At 45.6% G+C, this 14,772-nt stretch carries 18 protein-coding genes and 2 pseudogenes; 9 read left to right on the top strand and 11 right to left on the bottom strand.

Annotation, left to right across the window (positions count from 1 at the left end; all coding sequences use genetic code 11):
• Positions 1 to 141 precede the first annotated feature (141 nt).
• Genes QUA16_RS31930 through QUA16_RS31920 form a run of 3 tightly spaced genes read right to left on the bottom strand, consistent with a single transcriptional unit; the run spans position 142 to position 1,728 of the window.
• Entirely contained in the window at positions 142 to 684 is a 543-nt protein-coding gene (locus QUA16_RS31930) for a hypothetical protein (protein WP_333108510.1), read from the bottom strand.
• Positions 681 to 1,178: a DUF4365 domain-containing protein gene (locus QUA16_RS31925; protein WP_333108513.1), complete on the bottom strand. Its 498-nt coding sequence runs from the start codon at positions 1,176 to 1,178 to the stop codon at positions 681 to 683. The genes QUA16_RS31930 and QUA16_RS31925 overlap by 4 nt, the downstream gene beginning before the upstream one ends.
• A 28-nt stretch (positions 1,179 to 1,206) precedes the next feature.
• Positions 1,207 to 1,728: a hypothetical protein gene (locus tag QUA16_RS31920; RefSeq protein WP_333108514.1), complete on the bottom strand. Its 522-nt coding sequence runs from the start codon at positions 1,726 to 1,728 to the stop codon at positions 1,207 to 1,209.
• Positions 1,729 to 1,738: 10 nt separating this feature from the next.
• On the opposite strand from QUA16_RS31920, the gene QUA16_RS31915 reads away from it, so the two are divergent.
• Positions 1,739 to 1,870, top strand: a complete 132-nt coding sequence (locus QUA16_RS31915; RefSeq protein WP_333108516.1) for a hypothetical protein — start codon at positions 1,739 to 1,741, stop codon at positions 1,868 to 1,870.
• Between the two features lie 238 nt (positions 1,871 to 2,108).
• Here QUA16_RS31915 and QUA16_RS31910 read toward each other — a convergent pair whose 3' ends face one another.
• Together QUA16_RS31910 and QUA16_RS31905 are read right to left on the bottom strand one after the other, a co-directional pair.
• Positions 2,109 to 2,204 (bottom strand): hypothetical protein, encoded by a 96-nt coding sequence (locus QUA16_RS31910; protein ID WP_333181636.1) that lies wholly within the window; start codon positions 2,202 to 2,204, stop codon positions 2,109 to 2,111.
• A gap of 100 nt (positions 2,205 to 2,304) precedes the next feature.
• Entirely contained in the window at positions 2,305 to 2,634 is a 330-nt protein-coding gene (locus QUA16_RS31905; RefSeq protein WP_333181634.1) for a hypothetical protein, read from the bottom strand.
• A 111-nt stretch (positions 2,635 to 2,745) separates the two neighbouring features.
• On the opposite strand from QUA16_RS31905, the gene QUA16_RS31900 reads away from it, so the two are divergent.
• The 3 genes from QUA16_RS31900 to QUA16_RS31890 all read left to right on the top strand — a co-directional run bounded on the left by QUA16_RS31900 (position 2,746) and on the right by QUA16_RS31890 (position 6,359).
• On the top strand, positions 2,746 to 2,976 hold the full coding sequence (locus tag QUA16_RS31900; protein ID WP_333108520.1) for a hypothetical protein: 231 nt from the start codon (positions 2,746 to 2,748) through the stop codon (positions 2,974 to 2,976).
• A 100-nt stretch (positions 2,977 to 3,076) separates the two neighbouring features.
• Positions 3,077 to 5,848 (top strand): DUF3536 domain-containing protein, encoded by a 2,772-nt coding sequence (locus QUA16_RS31895; protein ID WP_333108521.1) that lies wholly within the window; start codon positions 3,077 to 3,079, stop codon positions 5,846 to 5,848.
• A 277-nt stretch (positions 5,849 to 6,125) separates the two neighbouring features.
• Positions 6,126 to 6,359, top strand: a complete 234-nt coding sequence (locus QUA16_RS31890; RefSeq protein ID WP_333108522.1) for a ferredoxin-thioredoxin reductase variable chain — start codon at positions 6,126 to 6,128, stop codon at positions 6,357 to 6,359.
• A gap of 284 nt (positions 6,360 to 6,643) precedes the next feature.
• Here QUA16_RS31890 and QUA16_RS31885 read toward each other — a convergent pair whose 3' ends face one another.
• The 4 genes from QUA16_RS31885 to QUA16_RS31870 form a co-directional block, all read right to left on the bottom strand.
• Positions 6,644 to 6,877, bottom strand: a complete 234-nt coding sequence (locus QUA16_RS31885) for a hypothetical protein (RefSeq protein WP_242722513.1) — start codon at positions 6,875 to 6,877, stop codon at positions 6,644 to 6,646.
• Between the two features lie 454 nt (positions 6,878 to 7,331).
• On the bottom strand, positions 7,332 to 8,126 hold the full coding sequence (locus QUA16_RS31880; protein ID WP_333108525.1) for a YdcF family protein: 795 nt from the start codon (positions 8,124 to 8,126) through the stop codon (positions 7,332 to 7,334).
• A gap of 267 nt (positions 8,127 to 8,393) precedes the next feature.
• Positions 8,394 to 8,720: a hypothetical protein gene (locus QUA16_RS31875; RefSeq protein ID WP_333181632.1), complete on the bottom strand. Its 327-nt coding sequence runs from the start codon at positions 8,718 to 8,720 to the stop codon at positions 8,394 to 8,396.
• Between the two features lie 86 nt (positions 8,721 to 8,806).
• Positions 8,807 to 10,366 (bottom strand): AAA family ATPase, encoded by a 1,560-nt coding sequence (locus QUA16_RS31870; RefSeq protein WP_333108529.1) that lies wholly within the window; start codon positions 10,364 to 10,366, stop codon positions 8,807 to 8,809.
• 152 nt (positions 10,367 to 10,518) lie between these two features.
• On the opposite strand from QUA16_RS31870, the gene QUA16_RS31865 reads away from it, so the two are divergent.
• Entirely contained in the window at positions 10,519 to 11,535 is a 1,017-nt protein-coding gene (locus QUA16_RS31865) for an adenosine kinase (RefSeq protein WP_333108530.1), read from the top strand.
• Positions 11,536 to 11,586: 51 nt separating this feature from the next.
• Here QUA16_RS31865 and QUA16_RS31860 read toward each other — a convergent pair whose 3' ends face one another.
• Together QUA16_RS31860 and QUA16_RS31855 are read right to left on the bottom strand one after the other, a co-directional pair.
• Positions 11,587 to 11,766: a hypothetical protein gene (locus QUA16_RS31860; RefSeq protein ID WP_333108531.1), complete on the bottom strand. Its 180-nt coding sequence runs from the start codon at positions 11,764 to 11,766 to the stop codon at positions 11,587 to 11,589.
• A 4-nt stretch (positions 11,767 to 11,770) separates the two neighbouring features.
• A pseudogene (locus QUA16_RS31855) lies at positions 11,771 to 11,941 on the bottom strand (type II toxin-antitoxin system VapC family toxin); the annotation flags it as partial.
• 58 nt (positions 11,942 to 11,999) lie between these two features.
• Between QUA16_RS31855 and QUA16_RS31850 the strand changes: the two are divergent.
• The 4 genes and pseudogenes from QUA16_RS31850 to QUA16_RS31835 all read left to right on the top strand — a co-directional run bounded on the left by QUA16_RS31850 (position 12,000) and on the right by QUA16_RS31835 (position 14,582).
• Positions 12,000 to 12,326 carry a helix-turn-helix domain-containing protein gene (locus tag QUA16_RS31850; RefSeq protein ID WP_333108534.1) on the top strand — a complete coding sequence of 109 codons (327 nt, stop codon included), beginning with the start codon at positions 12,000 to 12,002 and terminating at the stop codon, positions 12,324 to 12,326.
• Positions 12,327 to 12,341: 15 nt separating this feature from the next.
• A pseudogene (locus QUA16_RS31845) lies at positions 12,342 to 13,058 on the top strand (IS630 family transposase); the annotation flags it as partial.
• Positions 13,059 to 13,109: 51 nt separating this feature from the next.
• Positions 13,110 to 13,844, top strand: coding sequence for an AAA family ATPase (locus QUA16_RS31840; protein WP_333109731.1), 735 nt, complete (start codon positions 13,110 to 13,112; stop codon positions 13,842 to 13,844).
• Entirely contained in the window at positions 13,845 to 14,582 is a 738-nt protein-coding gene (locus QUA16_RS31835) for a hypothetical protein (protein WP_333109733.1), read from the top strand.
• The last annotated feature ends 190 nt before the right edge of the window (positions 14,583 to 14,772 follow it).

Here is a 14,772-nt window from a genome sequence, read left to right as displayed (position 1 = left end):
GCATTGGGCATTGGGCATTGGGCATTGGGCATTGGGCATTGGGCATTGGGCATTGGGCATTGGGCATTGGGCATTGGCCAAACAGGAAGAGTACCTTACTTTCCTGAGAACCGCTATAGGTTTCGACAAAATCTGTTAGTTTTACCAGAATTCATCGAGGGTTAAGTTGTGGGGGTTTTTGAGGATGAAGGCGTTGTTGTCTTTGATTAAGTCACCGCTACAGAGAATCGGTAAGCGTTCTTGATAAGCTTTAATCGCCAGGATATAATCTTTGTCTGCGAGTGAAGTTTGAATTTTCCGCAATTTGTCAGCTACAAGGCCGAGGAGAGTTATTTCGCCACTTAATTTTTGGGTATTTGGGGTGTGAATTTGCATAACAATCCCCTGAATAATCGTGTTGGGAATGCTGGTAAGTAGTTCGCTTAAAATTTCAATTTGAGGGCGATTTTCTGCGTTTTCTAGGGTTTGGATTGCCTCGCGGATGCGGGCTGCATAATCTCCCAGGTTTTCCCGGTTAGGTAGCAATATTTCAAATTCTTCTGCATCGGCTGTTGGTTTGTGCCAAAGTGTGGCATTATCTAAAAAAGGTTGGTCTTCATGCCAGCCGTGAGTTTGTAAGTAATTTCTCAGTTGATTTAGCTCGATTGTTTCGAGAGTTTGGCTATCTTTTATGGTGACTTTCATGGTTGAACTCCTTGGCTAATTCCCTCCATAATTGACTGAAGGGCGGCGACTGTAAATTGGTTGGTTCTGGGGATGGCGACGGTGACAGCGTTTGTGTTTTGTGTTTTTGGCTTTCCCCGCAGCGAGTTCCAATATCCGCAGTTTCTGATGCAGAGTTCTGTTTCCGACTGGGTTAACCAGTCTTCCGGTGTTTCGGGGATTAAAACGACAACTAAAATTCGGGGAATGGCGAAGTTATCCATTCTTAAGTCGTCGTAGTTTTTGAGCTTGAGGGGGTAGCGGATGGAGTTATCGTCTTGGATATCTCTTGATGTAGATTTTAACTGCAATTCTAAGCGAGGTGCTCTAATGGGGCCTGTCCCGCCTTTCGCAGCTACTCCCCAATCCACGCTATCATCGTCTACGAAGGGTTTGTAGAGGGAATAGCCGGCAACGGTGGTGACAGCTTGCAGGTAGATGTTGCTGAATTGTTCTTTTTGTTGGTTGATATCCATTAATTAATCCTCTCTATATTTTAGTAGTTTACTTGACTAAAAAAGAAGATAAAATTACGTCAAGAGCCGACAAAATAGCAGCGCATATGAGTGCCCAGATAGCCCCTTTAAACAAATCTGATGTTTTGTCTCTATTTTTCGCCAATTCCTTGATTGATTGATTCCAGTTTTCTAGGATTGAGAGTCTATACTCTTCCTCTGGTATGTCAAGACATTTTTCTATTAATTCTTCTGGCAAAATAATTTGTCCTGCTGTTTGTGGTTTAAACCCCAAGAAACAATAAATCAAAGAAATTATTAAAGCAAGGTAACTTAAAATCTTTAATAACAAACAAGAATTACACTCCAATGAAATATCTAAAGCATCAATATTTACCGCAACCGAACGATCGGGTAAGCTTGAAAAAAAGCGAATTATATCTGCATCAAATCCCAGCACTACACCTAGTTTTGTATTAAGTCTATTGATACTCTGATCTAAATTTTTTAATGCCTGATCCGCGTATTCGTAAATTAGCGTTATATTGGGATTACATTCGTTATTACTCAAAGGAACCTCCATGACTAATAATAATTCAGCCGATCAGCAAGAGTCTAATACTTCTCGAAAACCTCCAGAACCTCCAAAACCTCCTGAACGCATCAAGTTTGAAAAGACGGTGCATAGGAGAAATGATGGTGCGGGTTCCTGATATTTCTAGCTAGGTTATCTAAATCCTTCACCCCAATCTCACCTGAGAGCACCTTGCGCCGCAAAACATCACGGGTTACAGCTAGGGTGAAGGATTGCTCTAAGATTTTTCATAATAGTTATCTTTACTTCGCACTCTCCGATTTTATCATTCCTCCTCAATTTCCACATCCACCGCTTCTAACTCAGCTTCCAACTGCTCAATCGTCGGCAAACATCCTTTCAGGAAAAGCTGTTTCTCAGTCAACAGCTAAAGGGTCTATAACTTTGGCTCCCCATCCTCGCTGCTGTTGCCTGTTTAAAATATTCCGTCCAATTGGCCAGTAAAGCAACACTAATTCGCGATTAACAGAAAGTACGGGCCGCACTTGATATTGCACAATAGGTTGCTTAAGTTATCGCAAAAAATCATGATAATCTTCAGCAATTGACGAACTATCCGCCAGAACCCACCCTCTGCAGATTTTCCCGAATCATCCCCTCTAACTTGGCACTCTCGGCAAATTGCCTCTCCAACTTCGCCGTCAAATGCAGCATCTTCTCGTCCAAACCCTCCTCCTCCTCCAATGCCTCCGCCTCCGCCCCCACATACCTCTCAGGAGTTAAAACATAACACTTACCGTTTTGCTTTTTTGTTGCCTTTTGACTCGGCACCAGCGTTACAACTCTTCTGGAAAGTACATTTGCAGCAAATCTGCCCCGCCCTAACCCAACTAGCCTAACTTCTCCAGGACTTAGGTAAAAAGCACCTAAAGTATGATGCAAAACTCGGACAAAACTCTTACTCTATAAATCGATCGGGCATTAAACCGATATCCACAACCGCCAAGATTTATTGCTAAACATTAAATTTTTCCGGCGAAAAGTTGCTATTTAATGAATAAGACTTTACAATCCAGCAAGGTAAATGAAACTCTCAATGAGCAGCCCTGCAAGCACGAACCCGAAATGGGTCGCAAGTGCCAAAAAGCAGCCAAAGCTACCTTTTTTAACTCTTTCAACAGCAAAGCATTGGCAAAAAAACCAGGGATCGACGGTTGGCATCTTGGAACGAATGCTTTGCTCGCAATACTACAAATGTATCAAAACTTATCTGCCAAAATTTAGCCCGAACAGATGCCTAGCTGTAACTCTTGCTGCGTAAGGTTTCAGTTTCTAATTAGGCTGGTTTTATTGTCTTTAACTACTTGAGTGAGGATTTGCCCGCATGGTTTCGATTTCTACTACTCAATCCGATGTGCTGCCTTTGCCTTCGCCAACCGTAACGGCTGCAACCCAAACCAGTGTGGCTGCTGCAACTGGGGTGTGCGTGACGGTTCACGGTCACTTTTACCAGCCACCCCGGGAAAACCCTTACCTGGACGCGATCGAACGCCAAGCAAGCGCCTCTCCCGCCCACGACTGGAACGAACGCATTGACATCGAGTGCTACCGCCCGAACGCCTTTGCCCGCATACTCAACGATCGCGGCGAAGTCGCGGGGATCGTCAACAACTACGAGTATATGAGCTTCAACATCGGGCCGACCCTGATGAGCTGGCTCGAACGCTATGACGCGGAAGTCTACCAGCGGATTCTGGAGGCCGATCGCAAAAGCTGTCAGCGTCTCAACGGTCACGGCAACGCGATCGCCCAAGTCTACAATCACATCATCATGCCGCTGGCTAACGAGCGAGACAAATACACCCAAATTCGCTGGGGGATCGCTGATTTTCGCTCCCGATTCGATCGCGATCCCGAAGGAATGTGGCTCGCCGAAACCGCCGTAGACTACGCCACCCTCGAAGTTTTAGTCGCTGAAGGCATCCGCTTCATTGTCTTAGCCCCCTCCCAAGCCGAACGCTGCCGCCCGCTAATCGGGCAAAACCACGAAGGGGAACCAGGGCAAAATTCCGAATGGCACGAAGTCGGCGGGGGTCAAATCGATCCGACACGCCCGTACCGCTGCTATTTGAAGCCGGAAATGCGGTTGATGGCTGACCACCAACTCTCACCGCTGAGCACTCACCATTTTGGCCGCAGACACTTCCAAAATTCCGAAGCCACACCTGCCAACACCCCCTACATTGATATCTTTTTCTACGATGGCCCGATCTCGCGGGATATGGGCTTCAACGACGTTCTCAGCAGCAGCCACCACTTGGTGGGGCGCTTGGGTCAAGCAGTGCGGGGAGACCACCGACCGGCTCAATTAATCTGCGTGGCGACGGACGGCGAAACTTTCGGCCACCACAAACACAGTACCGAAAAATGCCTCGCCTACGCCTTCACAGAAGAGTTTCCCCGCCGCGGCTGGACGGTAACGAATTTTGCTCATTATTTAAGTCAAAATCCGAGCGCTTGGGAAGTGGAACTCAAACCGGTGACGGCCTGGAGTTGCTCTCACGGGGTCGATCGCTGGCAAGATGATTGCGGCTGCGGCGGCGGTGGCGAGTGGAACCAAAAATGGCGCCGCCCTCTGCGGGATACTCTCAATTGGCTGCGCGATCGACTGATTCCGATTTACGAAGAAGCAGGGCGCAAGCTGTTGAGCGATCCCTGGAAAGCTAGAGATGAATATATTGAGGTCATCCGGGATCGATCGCCCGCTAACGTTGACAGTTTCCTCCAACGCCATCAAGTGCGCCCCCTCGATGCCGGAGAACAGGTGGATGCCCTGCGACTGCTGGAAATGCAGCGCCACACCCTGTTAATGTTCACTAGCTGCGGCTGGTTTTTTGAAGAAATCTCGCGGCCCGAAGGCGTGCAAATTCTGCGCTACGCGGCCCGGGCGCTGGAATTGGCGGGCGAAGTTACCGGCATCCAGCTAGAAAAGGATTTTGTCGCTCAACTAGCCCTCGTACCCAGCAACGTTGACTATTTCCAAACAGGGGCCGAAGTTTACCGCAAACTTGTGGTGACAGCCCAAATTAGTCTCAGACAAGTGGCAGCCCACTACGCGATCAGTTCTCTGTTTGCCAAATATCCCCGCGAACAGCGAGTTTACTGCTATCAGGCCCTGCAGGAAGATTTCCAAATTCAGCGCATGGGCTCGATGACTCTGGCTGTGGGTCAATTGCAGTTAACCTCGGAAATTACGCGGGAAACAGAGGTTTATGTGTTTGCTGCGTTCCACCTCGGCGGCTGGGACTTCCACTGCTGTATTCAGCCTTTTGGCAGCCGCCGATCTTACACTATGCTGAAAGAGCGGTTGTTTGGGGTTATGCAAGAAGCTTCGGCGGCCCACGCCATTCTGGAAATGGTGCGGCTGTTTGGGGATCAGTCCTTTAGCTTGCGGGATTTATTCGCTGAGGAACGCCACCGGATCGTGCAGTTGCTGAGTCAGGAAAATTTGACTCGGTTGGATCAGCTTTACACTCAGGTTTACCGCGAAAATTACGGGGTGATGATGGCTTTCCACCGAGACGAGTTGCCGGTGCCGGTAGAGTTGCAGGTGGCTGCTGAGGTGGCTTTGGGACATCGCTGTTTGACGGCGGCTAAGGCCCTGGAAGTGGAAACCGAGGATGTGGAACCGTTGCTGGCCGAAATTGAGGCGATCGCCACTGAAAGCGGCCATCTCCGCTGTCGGTTGAACGTTCCCGAAGTCAAGGAAATTTTGGAAAAGATGGTTTGGCGATCGCTAGACAGGCTGCTGCAAGCAGGATCGGGCGCGGAGGATCGCTCGCCTGTCAAGTTGGAAGCTGATATCCGCACGATCGAGCGTTTGATTGCGGTGGGCGATCGGCTGAGTCTGGGTTTGTGTTTGGACAAATCGCAGGAACTGTATTTCGATTCTCTGTACAGTCAAATTGTGCCTCTGTGTTTGGGCTGGCTGCAACTGCAAGATGCCTCCGAGGGCGAGAGTGTGGTCGCTGCCGTTGCCTTGGGGATTGCAGGTTCCGGCGCCGGCTGGGACTTGTCTTCAATCCGGCAGTTGCTGGAGTTGGGTCAAACCTTGGCTGTTGATGTTGAGTGTTGGTTAAATCAGTTAAGTAAATAGTTTCTCGATTAGCCAAGCAAATCAATTCCCGCGCTTGAGAATCCGCCCGATCGGGGTTTAAATCCCGATCGGGCTTGCAGGATCAACCGAGAATAGATCTGTGTTGTGGCTTCCCGGGATCGCGGCGGGCGATCGAAGCACCGACAGATAACCGCCAAGTTTGTTTAAGTTTTCGCTCTACTTGTGGGAAGATAAAAAGACTGTCGCCAAAGCGTACAGGTGTTCTGCACTTGCACGCTTTGTATAGTTGGGAAGAAAGAACACTAAGTTTAAATTTATGAAAGTTGGCGATCGCGTTTGCATTAAAAACTCTGTTGTTGTCTACCACCACCCTGAAAATCGCAGTCAACCATTTGATATTAAGGGTATGGAAGGAGAAGTCGTGGCGATCGTTCACGAATGGCATGGGCGACCTGTCAGTGCTAATTGGCCGATTCTAGTACAATTTGACAAAAAATTTCGAGCTCACTTCAAAGAGGATGAGGTCGAATTGATATCTTCGGAAGTCTAGCTGTCTCAAAAGTTGAAGCCGGAGCCCAAAGACAATATCAAATCCCGTCAGTCGATTTTAGATTTTAGATTTTAGATTTACTCCACAGATGAATCTGGAAGCTTGAACTAGGATCTAAAATTTTGGGCGGCTAACGACTCCTGTCGGAAAGCAATTATCCGTTTTTGGGCGGGGGTCATATAACTGTTGTAGAGTTTGTAGTGAGGAGTTCAGTTTTTTCTGTGGGTGTTAGTCGATCGGCGCGGCTAAAGTCCTTACTACAAACCATCTTTTTTATTTAACGCTTAATTTTTCGACCGTCCGCGGCTGAACCAACCTAAAATATTCCAATCTCCCTGCATTTTCTGCAATTCCTGCTGATGCTGCTTGGCTGTAGCGTAATACCACTGGCAGTGAAGTTCTAGTTCTTGACGGTACTTAATTTCGTCGTAAAACTCGCGGACAATTTGGTGTCTCTGAAAAATTTCGGCCGCGGGAGTCGGTTCTGGGGCAATGTTTTGCAACTCGTGGGGCAGCATGATTGTTTGGGGGCGACGGTGGCTAATATTTGCTGTAATGACTTTAAGCTAACACACTCAATCAATTTTGGATTTTAGATTTTAGATTTTAGATTTTAGATCGTATCCGTTTGATTTGGAATCTTATCTGATGAAGTTTTGTAGGGGCAGCTTCGCCCAGATATTTGATAAGTATAGACAAATTATACAGCATATTCCATGTATGTGCGGTACACACAATCTTGTAGTAAGTAAGGTGCGTCGCCACCAACAATCTGCAAGTTCCATTTAAAAGGTCGCAGCGACGCACCCTACATATTAAAATCACACAATATAAATTTAGCGGCTACTGTACTTCATCAACCTGGAATATGCTGTATAAACCCGCCCCGCCCCTATAATTGGGATGCAACCGGATTTGATATTAGCTTAAATTCTTCAATCTAAAATCCAAAATCCCAAATATAAAATTCTGTTAAAGCCATCCCCGCAGACGATAAACGATTAAGCCGATGTATTCTTTCAAAGCTTTAGTTGACTGGTTTAACTGATAGGTGTCCGGCAATAAATCCAAGGCGACTGATTGCCAATTGCTTTGGGATGCTGCGATATCCTGCTGCGTTATCTGAAAGTCTGTTGGTGCGGCAATTGCTTTTATTCGCTGACGCTGGAAAATTAACAGCGATCGAGTCATGTGCATCGCCGATGTCACTAGCAAAACCTGCCCTTTTATGCCTTTACCATCTAAAATTTTCCGCACGTTGACGGCATTTTGATAAGTGTTGTGTGAATCGGGGTCTTGCAGAATTGCTGATGCCGGTACACCCATTGTTTGGGCAATTTCTGCCATGTCTGCCGATTCAGGAGGCCCGCCACCTTTCCAATCTACTCTACCGCCGCTGAGAATGAGCAGGGAAGCTTTGCCTTGCTTGTAAAGTCGGGAACCATAGATTATGCGATCGCCCGCTTCCGCTAATTCTACCCAAGGACGGGGAGGTAAAGCTGCTTTGACACCGCCACCCAAGACGATAATCGCTTCAGCTTGGGGGAGTTCGGCGGTTGGTAAGTTTTGCCATTCGAGCGATCGAACTAACGATTTTGAAATCCAACCGCTACTTCCGAGCAGTAAAATAATTAGAGCCGCAGCAATTGGCGCCGCCGCCCATTTCGGACGCTTCCAAAGTGTTATTAAAGCCGCCATCATTAACAGGCAACTCAACCCCAAAGGATAAATAAACAGCGGCAGGAGTTTCGATAGAAATACAAACATTCAATTGGGAATTTGGCATGGGGAAATTGTACGATCGTGTAGCCGAAGTATTGGGTATTGGGACGAAGGGCATTAGTGAATGTTAACTAATGACTAATGACTAATGACTAATGACTGTTGACTAATGACTGTTGACTGTTGACTGTTGACTGTTGACTGTTGACTGTTGACTGTTGACTGTTGACTGTTGACTGTTGACTGTTAACTGTTAACTGTTGACTGTTAACTGTTGACTACTGACTACTGACTAATGACTAATGACTAAAGCTAGCGACGATCCTCTGGTCCAGATAACCAGCCAAAAAATGTAGCAGCATCACCCCTAGAGGTTTTGCTATATTTATGACCGTCCCTTTCCACTACTTCTTTATTGAGGATAGCATCCGAGGTTTTATCCTTGGAATTTAAATTCGGGTTGAGTAGTAATTCGTTGTGCCACCAAGCGACAATTAAACCTGCTGCCACGCCACCGATGACACCAAAGCCCAGACTCAGGGGCAGCGTACATCCTACTAAGCGAAACCCAACGGTAAACAACACAAACCATATCAGCGCGGGGCTAAACCCCTTGGAGTCTCCGGTAAATTTTGGCATAAGCTGCAAGTTATGTTTGTAATAACAAAGAAAGATATTTACAATATTAGCAGACAATCCAATTGGCAAGGGCGATCGATCTGCAACTACTCCCCACAAATCAAGTTTAATTGTACCTCTAAGTCTTGCGCGGTATCTACAATGTTTACAGAAATTTGCTCTAATTCTGTACAAGGTTCAAAAGCTGCTTCCTGCGAACTCAATAGTTCTGCTGTCGCGTCGGCAATATCGCCCCTGCGCTGTTGCAGTCGTTCTCGCAATACTTCAATTGGTGCGGTGCAGTAAATGATTTGCAGGGGTAAGCCGTGGGATTGAGCCTGATTAATCGCATCCGTTCTCCAGTTTTGGCGATCGAACTTTGCATCTAAAATCACATCCCAACCTCGGTCAGCCAAAATTATCCCCAACTCTAACAATCTACCATAAGTCTGAGTCGTCATTTCATCCGAGTACAAATCTTGCCCTCCGCGTTCATTTAAAGGAATTCCGCCTAAATGTTTGCGAACCGCATCGGATCGAATGTGAATTGCCCCAGTGCGGCGAGCCAAATATCGAGCCGCTGTACTCTTGCCAGAACCCGACAAACCCGACATCAAAGTTAACTTTCCCTGGCGCGGTTTTGTGTATTGCCAAGCCAGTTTATAGTAATGAGCGGCTGTCTGTGAAATCTCTGCTTTGTGGGCTGTTGAAATAGCGGCATCGTCCAACATTAACGAAGTTACTTTCGCTCTAACATAAGCTTGACGACTCAAATACAAAGGCAACAGTTGCAGTCCTTCCCAATCCCCTGTTTGTTCGATGTAAGTATTGAGAAAAGCATTGCCTAAGTCTCTGCGACCGCGCGATTCCAAATCCATTACTGTAAAAGCGACATCGTACATCACATCAACAAAGCGAAAAGGCTCGTTAAATTCGATGCAGTCGAATAGCAATATTTTATCTTGCCAGAATGCTATATTCCGCAAGTGCAAATCTCCGTGGCACTCGCGAATTTTATTATTGGCAATCCGCAGATTAAATAACTCTTGATTTTTCTCAAAAAACGTATCAGTATAATCTTTAGTTTCCTGATATTGTGTCTGAGTCTGCGGCCCACCGATATATTTTTGCGAAATCAGGTAATTGTTGTCTATTGCTGTCCGAATCTGGCTGACTTCGCCAAATGTGCGAATGTAGCTATTACTAATTGCCGTGCTGTGAAACTTGGCAACTTCCCTCCCTAAGTCTGCCATAACTTGCTCGGTCAACAGTCCGCGTTCCAACAAACTGAGTAACAGCGAATCTTGAGGAAATTCTCGCATTTTCAGCACGTATTCTACAGCAATCTCGCCAGAATTTATAGCAGGTAAGTTGCTGCCCAATTGAAATAAATCTCCAATTTGAACAATTGGCAAAACTTGTAGATAAATTTCCGGTGCAGTGCGTCGGTTCATTAGCAATTCTTCCTTGCAGAAATGCTGCCTTTTATCCAATGTTGAATAGTCTAAAAAGCCAAAATTGACGGGTTTCTTGATTTTGTAAGTATAATCTCCTGTCAGCAGGACAAAGGAAGCGTGAGTCTGAATTAGCTGCACTGGTTCAGTCACCCCGTGCGGGTAAAAACCGGGCTGCAACATTTGCTGAATCAGAGGTGGGAGACAAGTCATAGCGATTTTAGATTTTGGATTTTAGATTTTAGATTGGGGATTTTGGATTGTGAATTTTAGATTTTAAGTTGGGGACTTTAGATTGGGAGTGGGGATGTTGACTTTAATCCGATTTATTATAGAGTTGATAGTTAGTGTAAAAAAAAGCAGCGATGACAGAAAATAATCAAGAATCTGGTTCCGTGGATGTGTTTGGCGTAGGCAATGCCCTTGTAGACATCCTAGCATTGGTGGAAGATGAATTTGTACTCGGCCACGGGCTGAATCGCGGCGGGATGACGCTGATGAATTCCGAAACGCAGGGGGGGATTTTGCACGATTTAGAGCACAATTCGCTGCAAATGCGATCGGGGGGTTCGGCGGCAAATACGATGATTGGTTTGGCTCAGAGCGGCGGTAAAGCGTATTATTCGGGGAAGGTTGCTAAGGATACTAACGGCGAATTTTATCGGCAAGATTTGCTGGCGGCGGGGATTGATTTTAATGTGCATCCTGCTGCTGAGTCGAACGGGCCTACGGGTACTTGTGTAGTGCTGACTACGCCGGATGCGGAACGCACGATGTGTACTAATCTGGGGGTTTCTACTACTCTGGCTGCGACTGATATTGATGTCGATCGACTGGCTCACTGCAAGTACAGTTATGTTGAGGGCTATCTTTGGGATGCTCCCGATCCGAGAAAGGCTAGCATTGAGACGATGGAACAGTCTAAGCGTCTGGGTGTGAAGGTGGCTTTTACTTTTTCGGATGGCTTTTTAGTCGATCGATTTGCTGATGATTTTCACAAGGTGGTTTCGGAATATTGCGATGTAATTTTTTGCAATGCTGATGAAGTTCGCAGCTTTTTTAAGGAGGAATCTCTGGAAGAGTGCGCTCGGAAAATGAGCGAGATTTCTGATTTGGCTTTTATCACTAATGGGGATAAAGGCTGCATGGTGGTGGAGAACAAACAGATTGTGGATGTCGCTGGATTTCCGGTAAAGGCGATCGATACTGTGGGTGCTGGGGATGCTTTTGCGGGGGGTGTTTTGTTTGGAATTACTAACGGTTTAAGTTCTACACAAGCGGCTCGCTGGGGCAATTTCTTGGCTTCTAGGGTGGTGCAGATTCATGGGCCGCGTCTGGAGGGTTCTCAGGCTCATCTTTTGAGTGAGGTGATTTCTGGTTAGGAATTGAAAGGGGCGATCGCACTTTTTGTGTTAAGGGCGATCGCTCTTTTTTTAACCACAAATAGAGGTTGGCTGAGTGCGTGGATTGAGTGATTTTGAGATAATTTGTCTTCCACTTTTAGCCTGCTTTTTCTGCCAATCTGCAAACATAGCATCCAAGTCGTAATTGAATGACTTAGCGTGTTGTTCGCGAATTTGGTGAATTTTCTCCACGATCTCATCTTGCCACATAAATTCAACCTCCTAGTAGTTCGTAAGGCGTACAAATGATCGGTAATTGGTATCCCAAATCCAAACTAATTTCTGCAAGTTTTCTCTGAATTTGAGCGTTAGCGATATGCTTACAGTTCCATGTTAGCAGGTAATCTAAATCGTAAACGGTAGCTGCCGCAATATGAACCGCATCATACCAATTCACTATGAAGGTACACTAAAATATAGGGTAAAAGTAGAGGAAATCGAATATGGCGAACAAACTTCAGGTACAAATCCAGGAAACGGTTGAGGAACTAGAGCATCGACTCGAACGGACTGCGACCGCCGTAAATAAAGAAAAATTACTGGTATTATACTGGCTGGCTACCAAAAAAATCCAAAAAAGAGCAGAATTAGCCACGATGTTGAAACGAGACGAATCAACAATATATCGTTGGTTAAGAGCTTACAAACAAGGTGGAATTAATGAATTACTTAGCATAAAAAAAGCTCCCGGAAAGACTCCCCATATTACACCCGAAGTTAGAGAAAAATTAATCAAAAAATTGCAAGAACCACAGGGAGAAACAAGTTAGGGCAAATTACAGACATGGCTCGAAAAAGAATGCGGAATTAAAGTGAGCTATAAAGTGGTACATGACCTAGTTCATTATAAATTGAAAGCTGACCTGAAAGTCCCAAGACCCCAAAGTGAGAAAGCGAACGAAGAGGTGCAGGCAAGCTTCAAAAAAAAACTATGTGAGCTCATCAAAGTAATGATTAAATATTTCGGAAACTCCAAGCCTGTAAGGATATGGTGTCAGGACGAGAGTAGATTTGGATTGATTACTATGCAGGGCAGAATGATTACATTAAAGGGGGTAAAACCCATTGGAAAAAAGCAATGGAAACGAGGAAACTTTTATATTTATGGAGTCGTAGAGCCAGCAACAGGTGAACAATATTATCAAGAATTTTTTCAGCTCAATTACAACTGTTTTCAAGAGTTTTTAAATGGATTTGGTCAAAAATACTCAGAGACTTTCAATCTAATTATCATGGATAATGGTAGCTTCCATAAAGCTCTATTATTAGACTGGGCTGACCATGTAATGCCCATCTATTTACCTGCCTATAGTCCTGAATTAAATCCGATTGAAAGATTGTGGGAGCATACAAAAAAATACCTCAAGTGGGAAAATTATTCGAGTTTAGATAAACTCAAAGAACACGTAAATACAATTATCAAATCTCTCACGAATGAAGAAGTTTTATCTCTCTGTGGTTGGGACTATATCCTTGAAGCTATATTAAGTGCAACTTCATAGTAAATTGGTATTAGACGAGAGACTTTTATACACATTTGCAAAGCTGTAGGTGTGAAAAACTGGCAAGACATTGTTGCGCGGGAAATTCAAGAACCAGAATTACTATCAGCCCCGATCGCAGATATCCCCCAAGACAGTGAAACCGATCGCACTTTCCCCCTCCCAGAAAACTTACCCCCCGTCAGAAATTGGGTACAGCGCACCAAAGAAATCGACACCTTAAAAACCCTAATCACAGCTCCCCCCCTTACCAATGAATCGCCCACTCTTGCTCCCCCCCTTACCAAGGGGGGGCTGGGGGGGGTTCCCATCGCCCTCTCAATTGTCGGATTACCGGGCATCGGAAAAACCAGCCTCGTCAGCCAACTAATTCGCCAACTCCACACAGAAAAAACCCCCTTCACCTGCGCCGCTTGGCAATCCTTGCAATCTGCAACAGGCAAAGCACCCCCTTTTGATCGCACAATTGACTCCCTGCTATTCACCCTCTCCAACGGCGACATTACCGCAGCCGTCAATGCTCAAAATGACTATTTCAAAAAAACCGAAAATCTGCTCAAAATCCTCAGAGAAAAACCTTGCTTGCTTGTTTTTGATCGCGCCGACACACTTTTGAAAGCAGGAGAGGCAAAAGCGGCTGGTTATTTCGCAGAGGATTGTGCAGAATATGCTTGGTTATTCAAACAACTATTAGAAACAGAACATCAAAGCAAAATCCTCTTCACCAGTCGCGAAAGCTTGGCAGAATTGCCGTCAACAGTCACCCGCGAAATCCAGCTAAACTGATTGGATAGAGATGCCGCTGTTGCCCTATTGCAATCTTTTAATCTGACTGCGAATCCAGAAGAATTAGCCGAAATGTGCGATCGCTATTCAGGACATCCCAAAGCCTTACAACTCGTCGCAGCCTTGATTCGAGATGATACCGAGTTTCAGGGAAATGTCTGGATTTTTCTGCACCAGAGAGACTGGTTGCTGATTCGAGACATTGAAAGAGCGATCGATGAAATGATAGCGCGTCTGGGCGACGGCGAGCAAACTTGTCTCAGCCGAATTTCTGTCTACCAAACCTCAGAATATCCGCTATCTTTTGCAGGGATTAGCGCTCAAATGCCAGAAGTTAGCAAGTATGAACTTAAAGAAAATATTATTCAAGCACTGAAGCGCCGACAATTGCTATATTACGATCGCCACCTCAAATCCTATCAGTTGCATCCGCTAGTCCGAGAAAAGGGCGAGTACCTGCTAAGTCAAAATCCTGAAAATTTCCGTACCGCCCACAGCCAAGCCTATAGTTATTATATCAGCATTCCCATCAAACCTAAATCGGAATGGCAAGATATCGAGGATATTAAGCCGACAATCAGAGCGCACTATCATGCTTCTCAAGCAGGAGATTTAGATGCAGCCAATGCGATTATTTCTGAAGTCTATGAGTATTTGCGGCAGTGGAATTGTGCAGAGTTAGTATGTGCAAATCTACCGTTGCCATTGTTAACGGAAGTAAAAAACATAACTCTGTAGGGGCGGGTAAACCTGCCAATAATTGCCAAAAACCGACAATCTTATAAACCCGCCCCCGCGCCACCATCAATCCCAATCTACCTCTTTTAAAATAACTATAAGAACCTGGAGGACGGGTTTATTTAACCTGTCTGCACCGTTAAATCTGTTGGTGAACCCGCCCCTACAGGATGTATGAAAATGGTGCAGA

Origin of the sequence: Microcoleus sp. S13_C3 (assembly GCF_036700905.1) — a bacterium.
Lineage (GTDB): Bacteria > Cyanobacteriota > Cyanobacteriia > Cyanobacteriales > Microcoleaceae > Microcoleus.
Note: the sequence above shows the minus strand (reverse complement) of the source record. Positions and strands in the feature narration are given on the sequence as shown.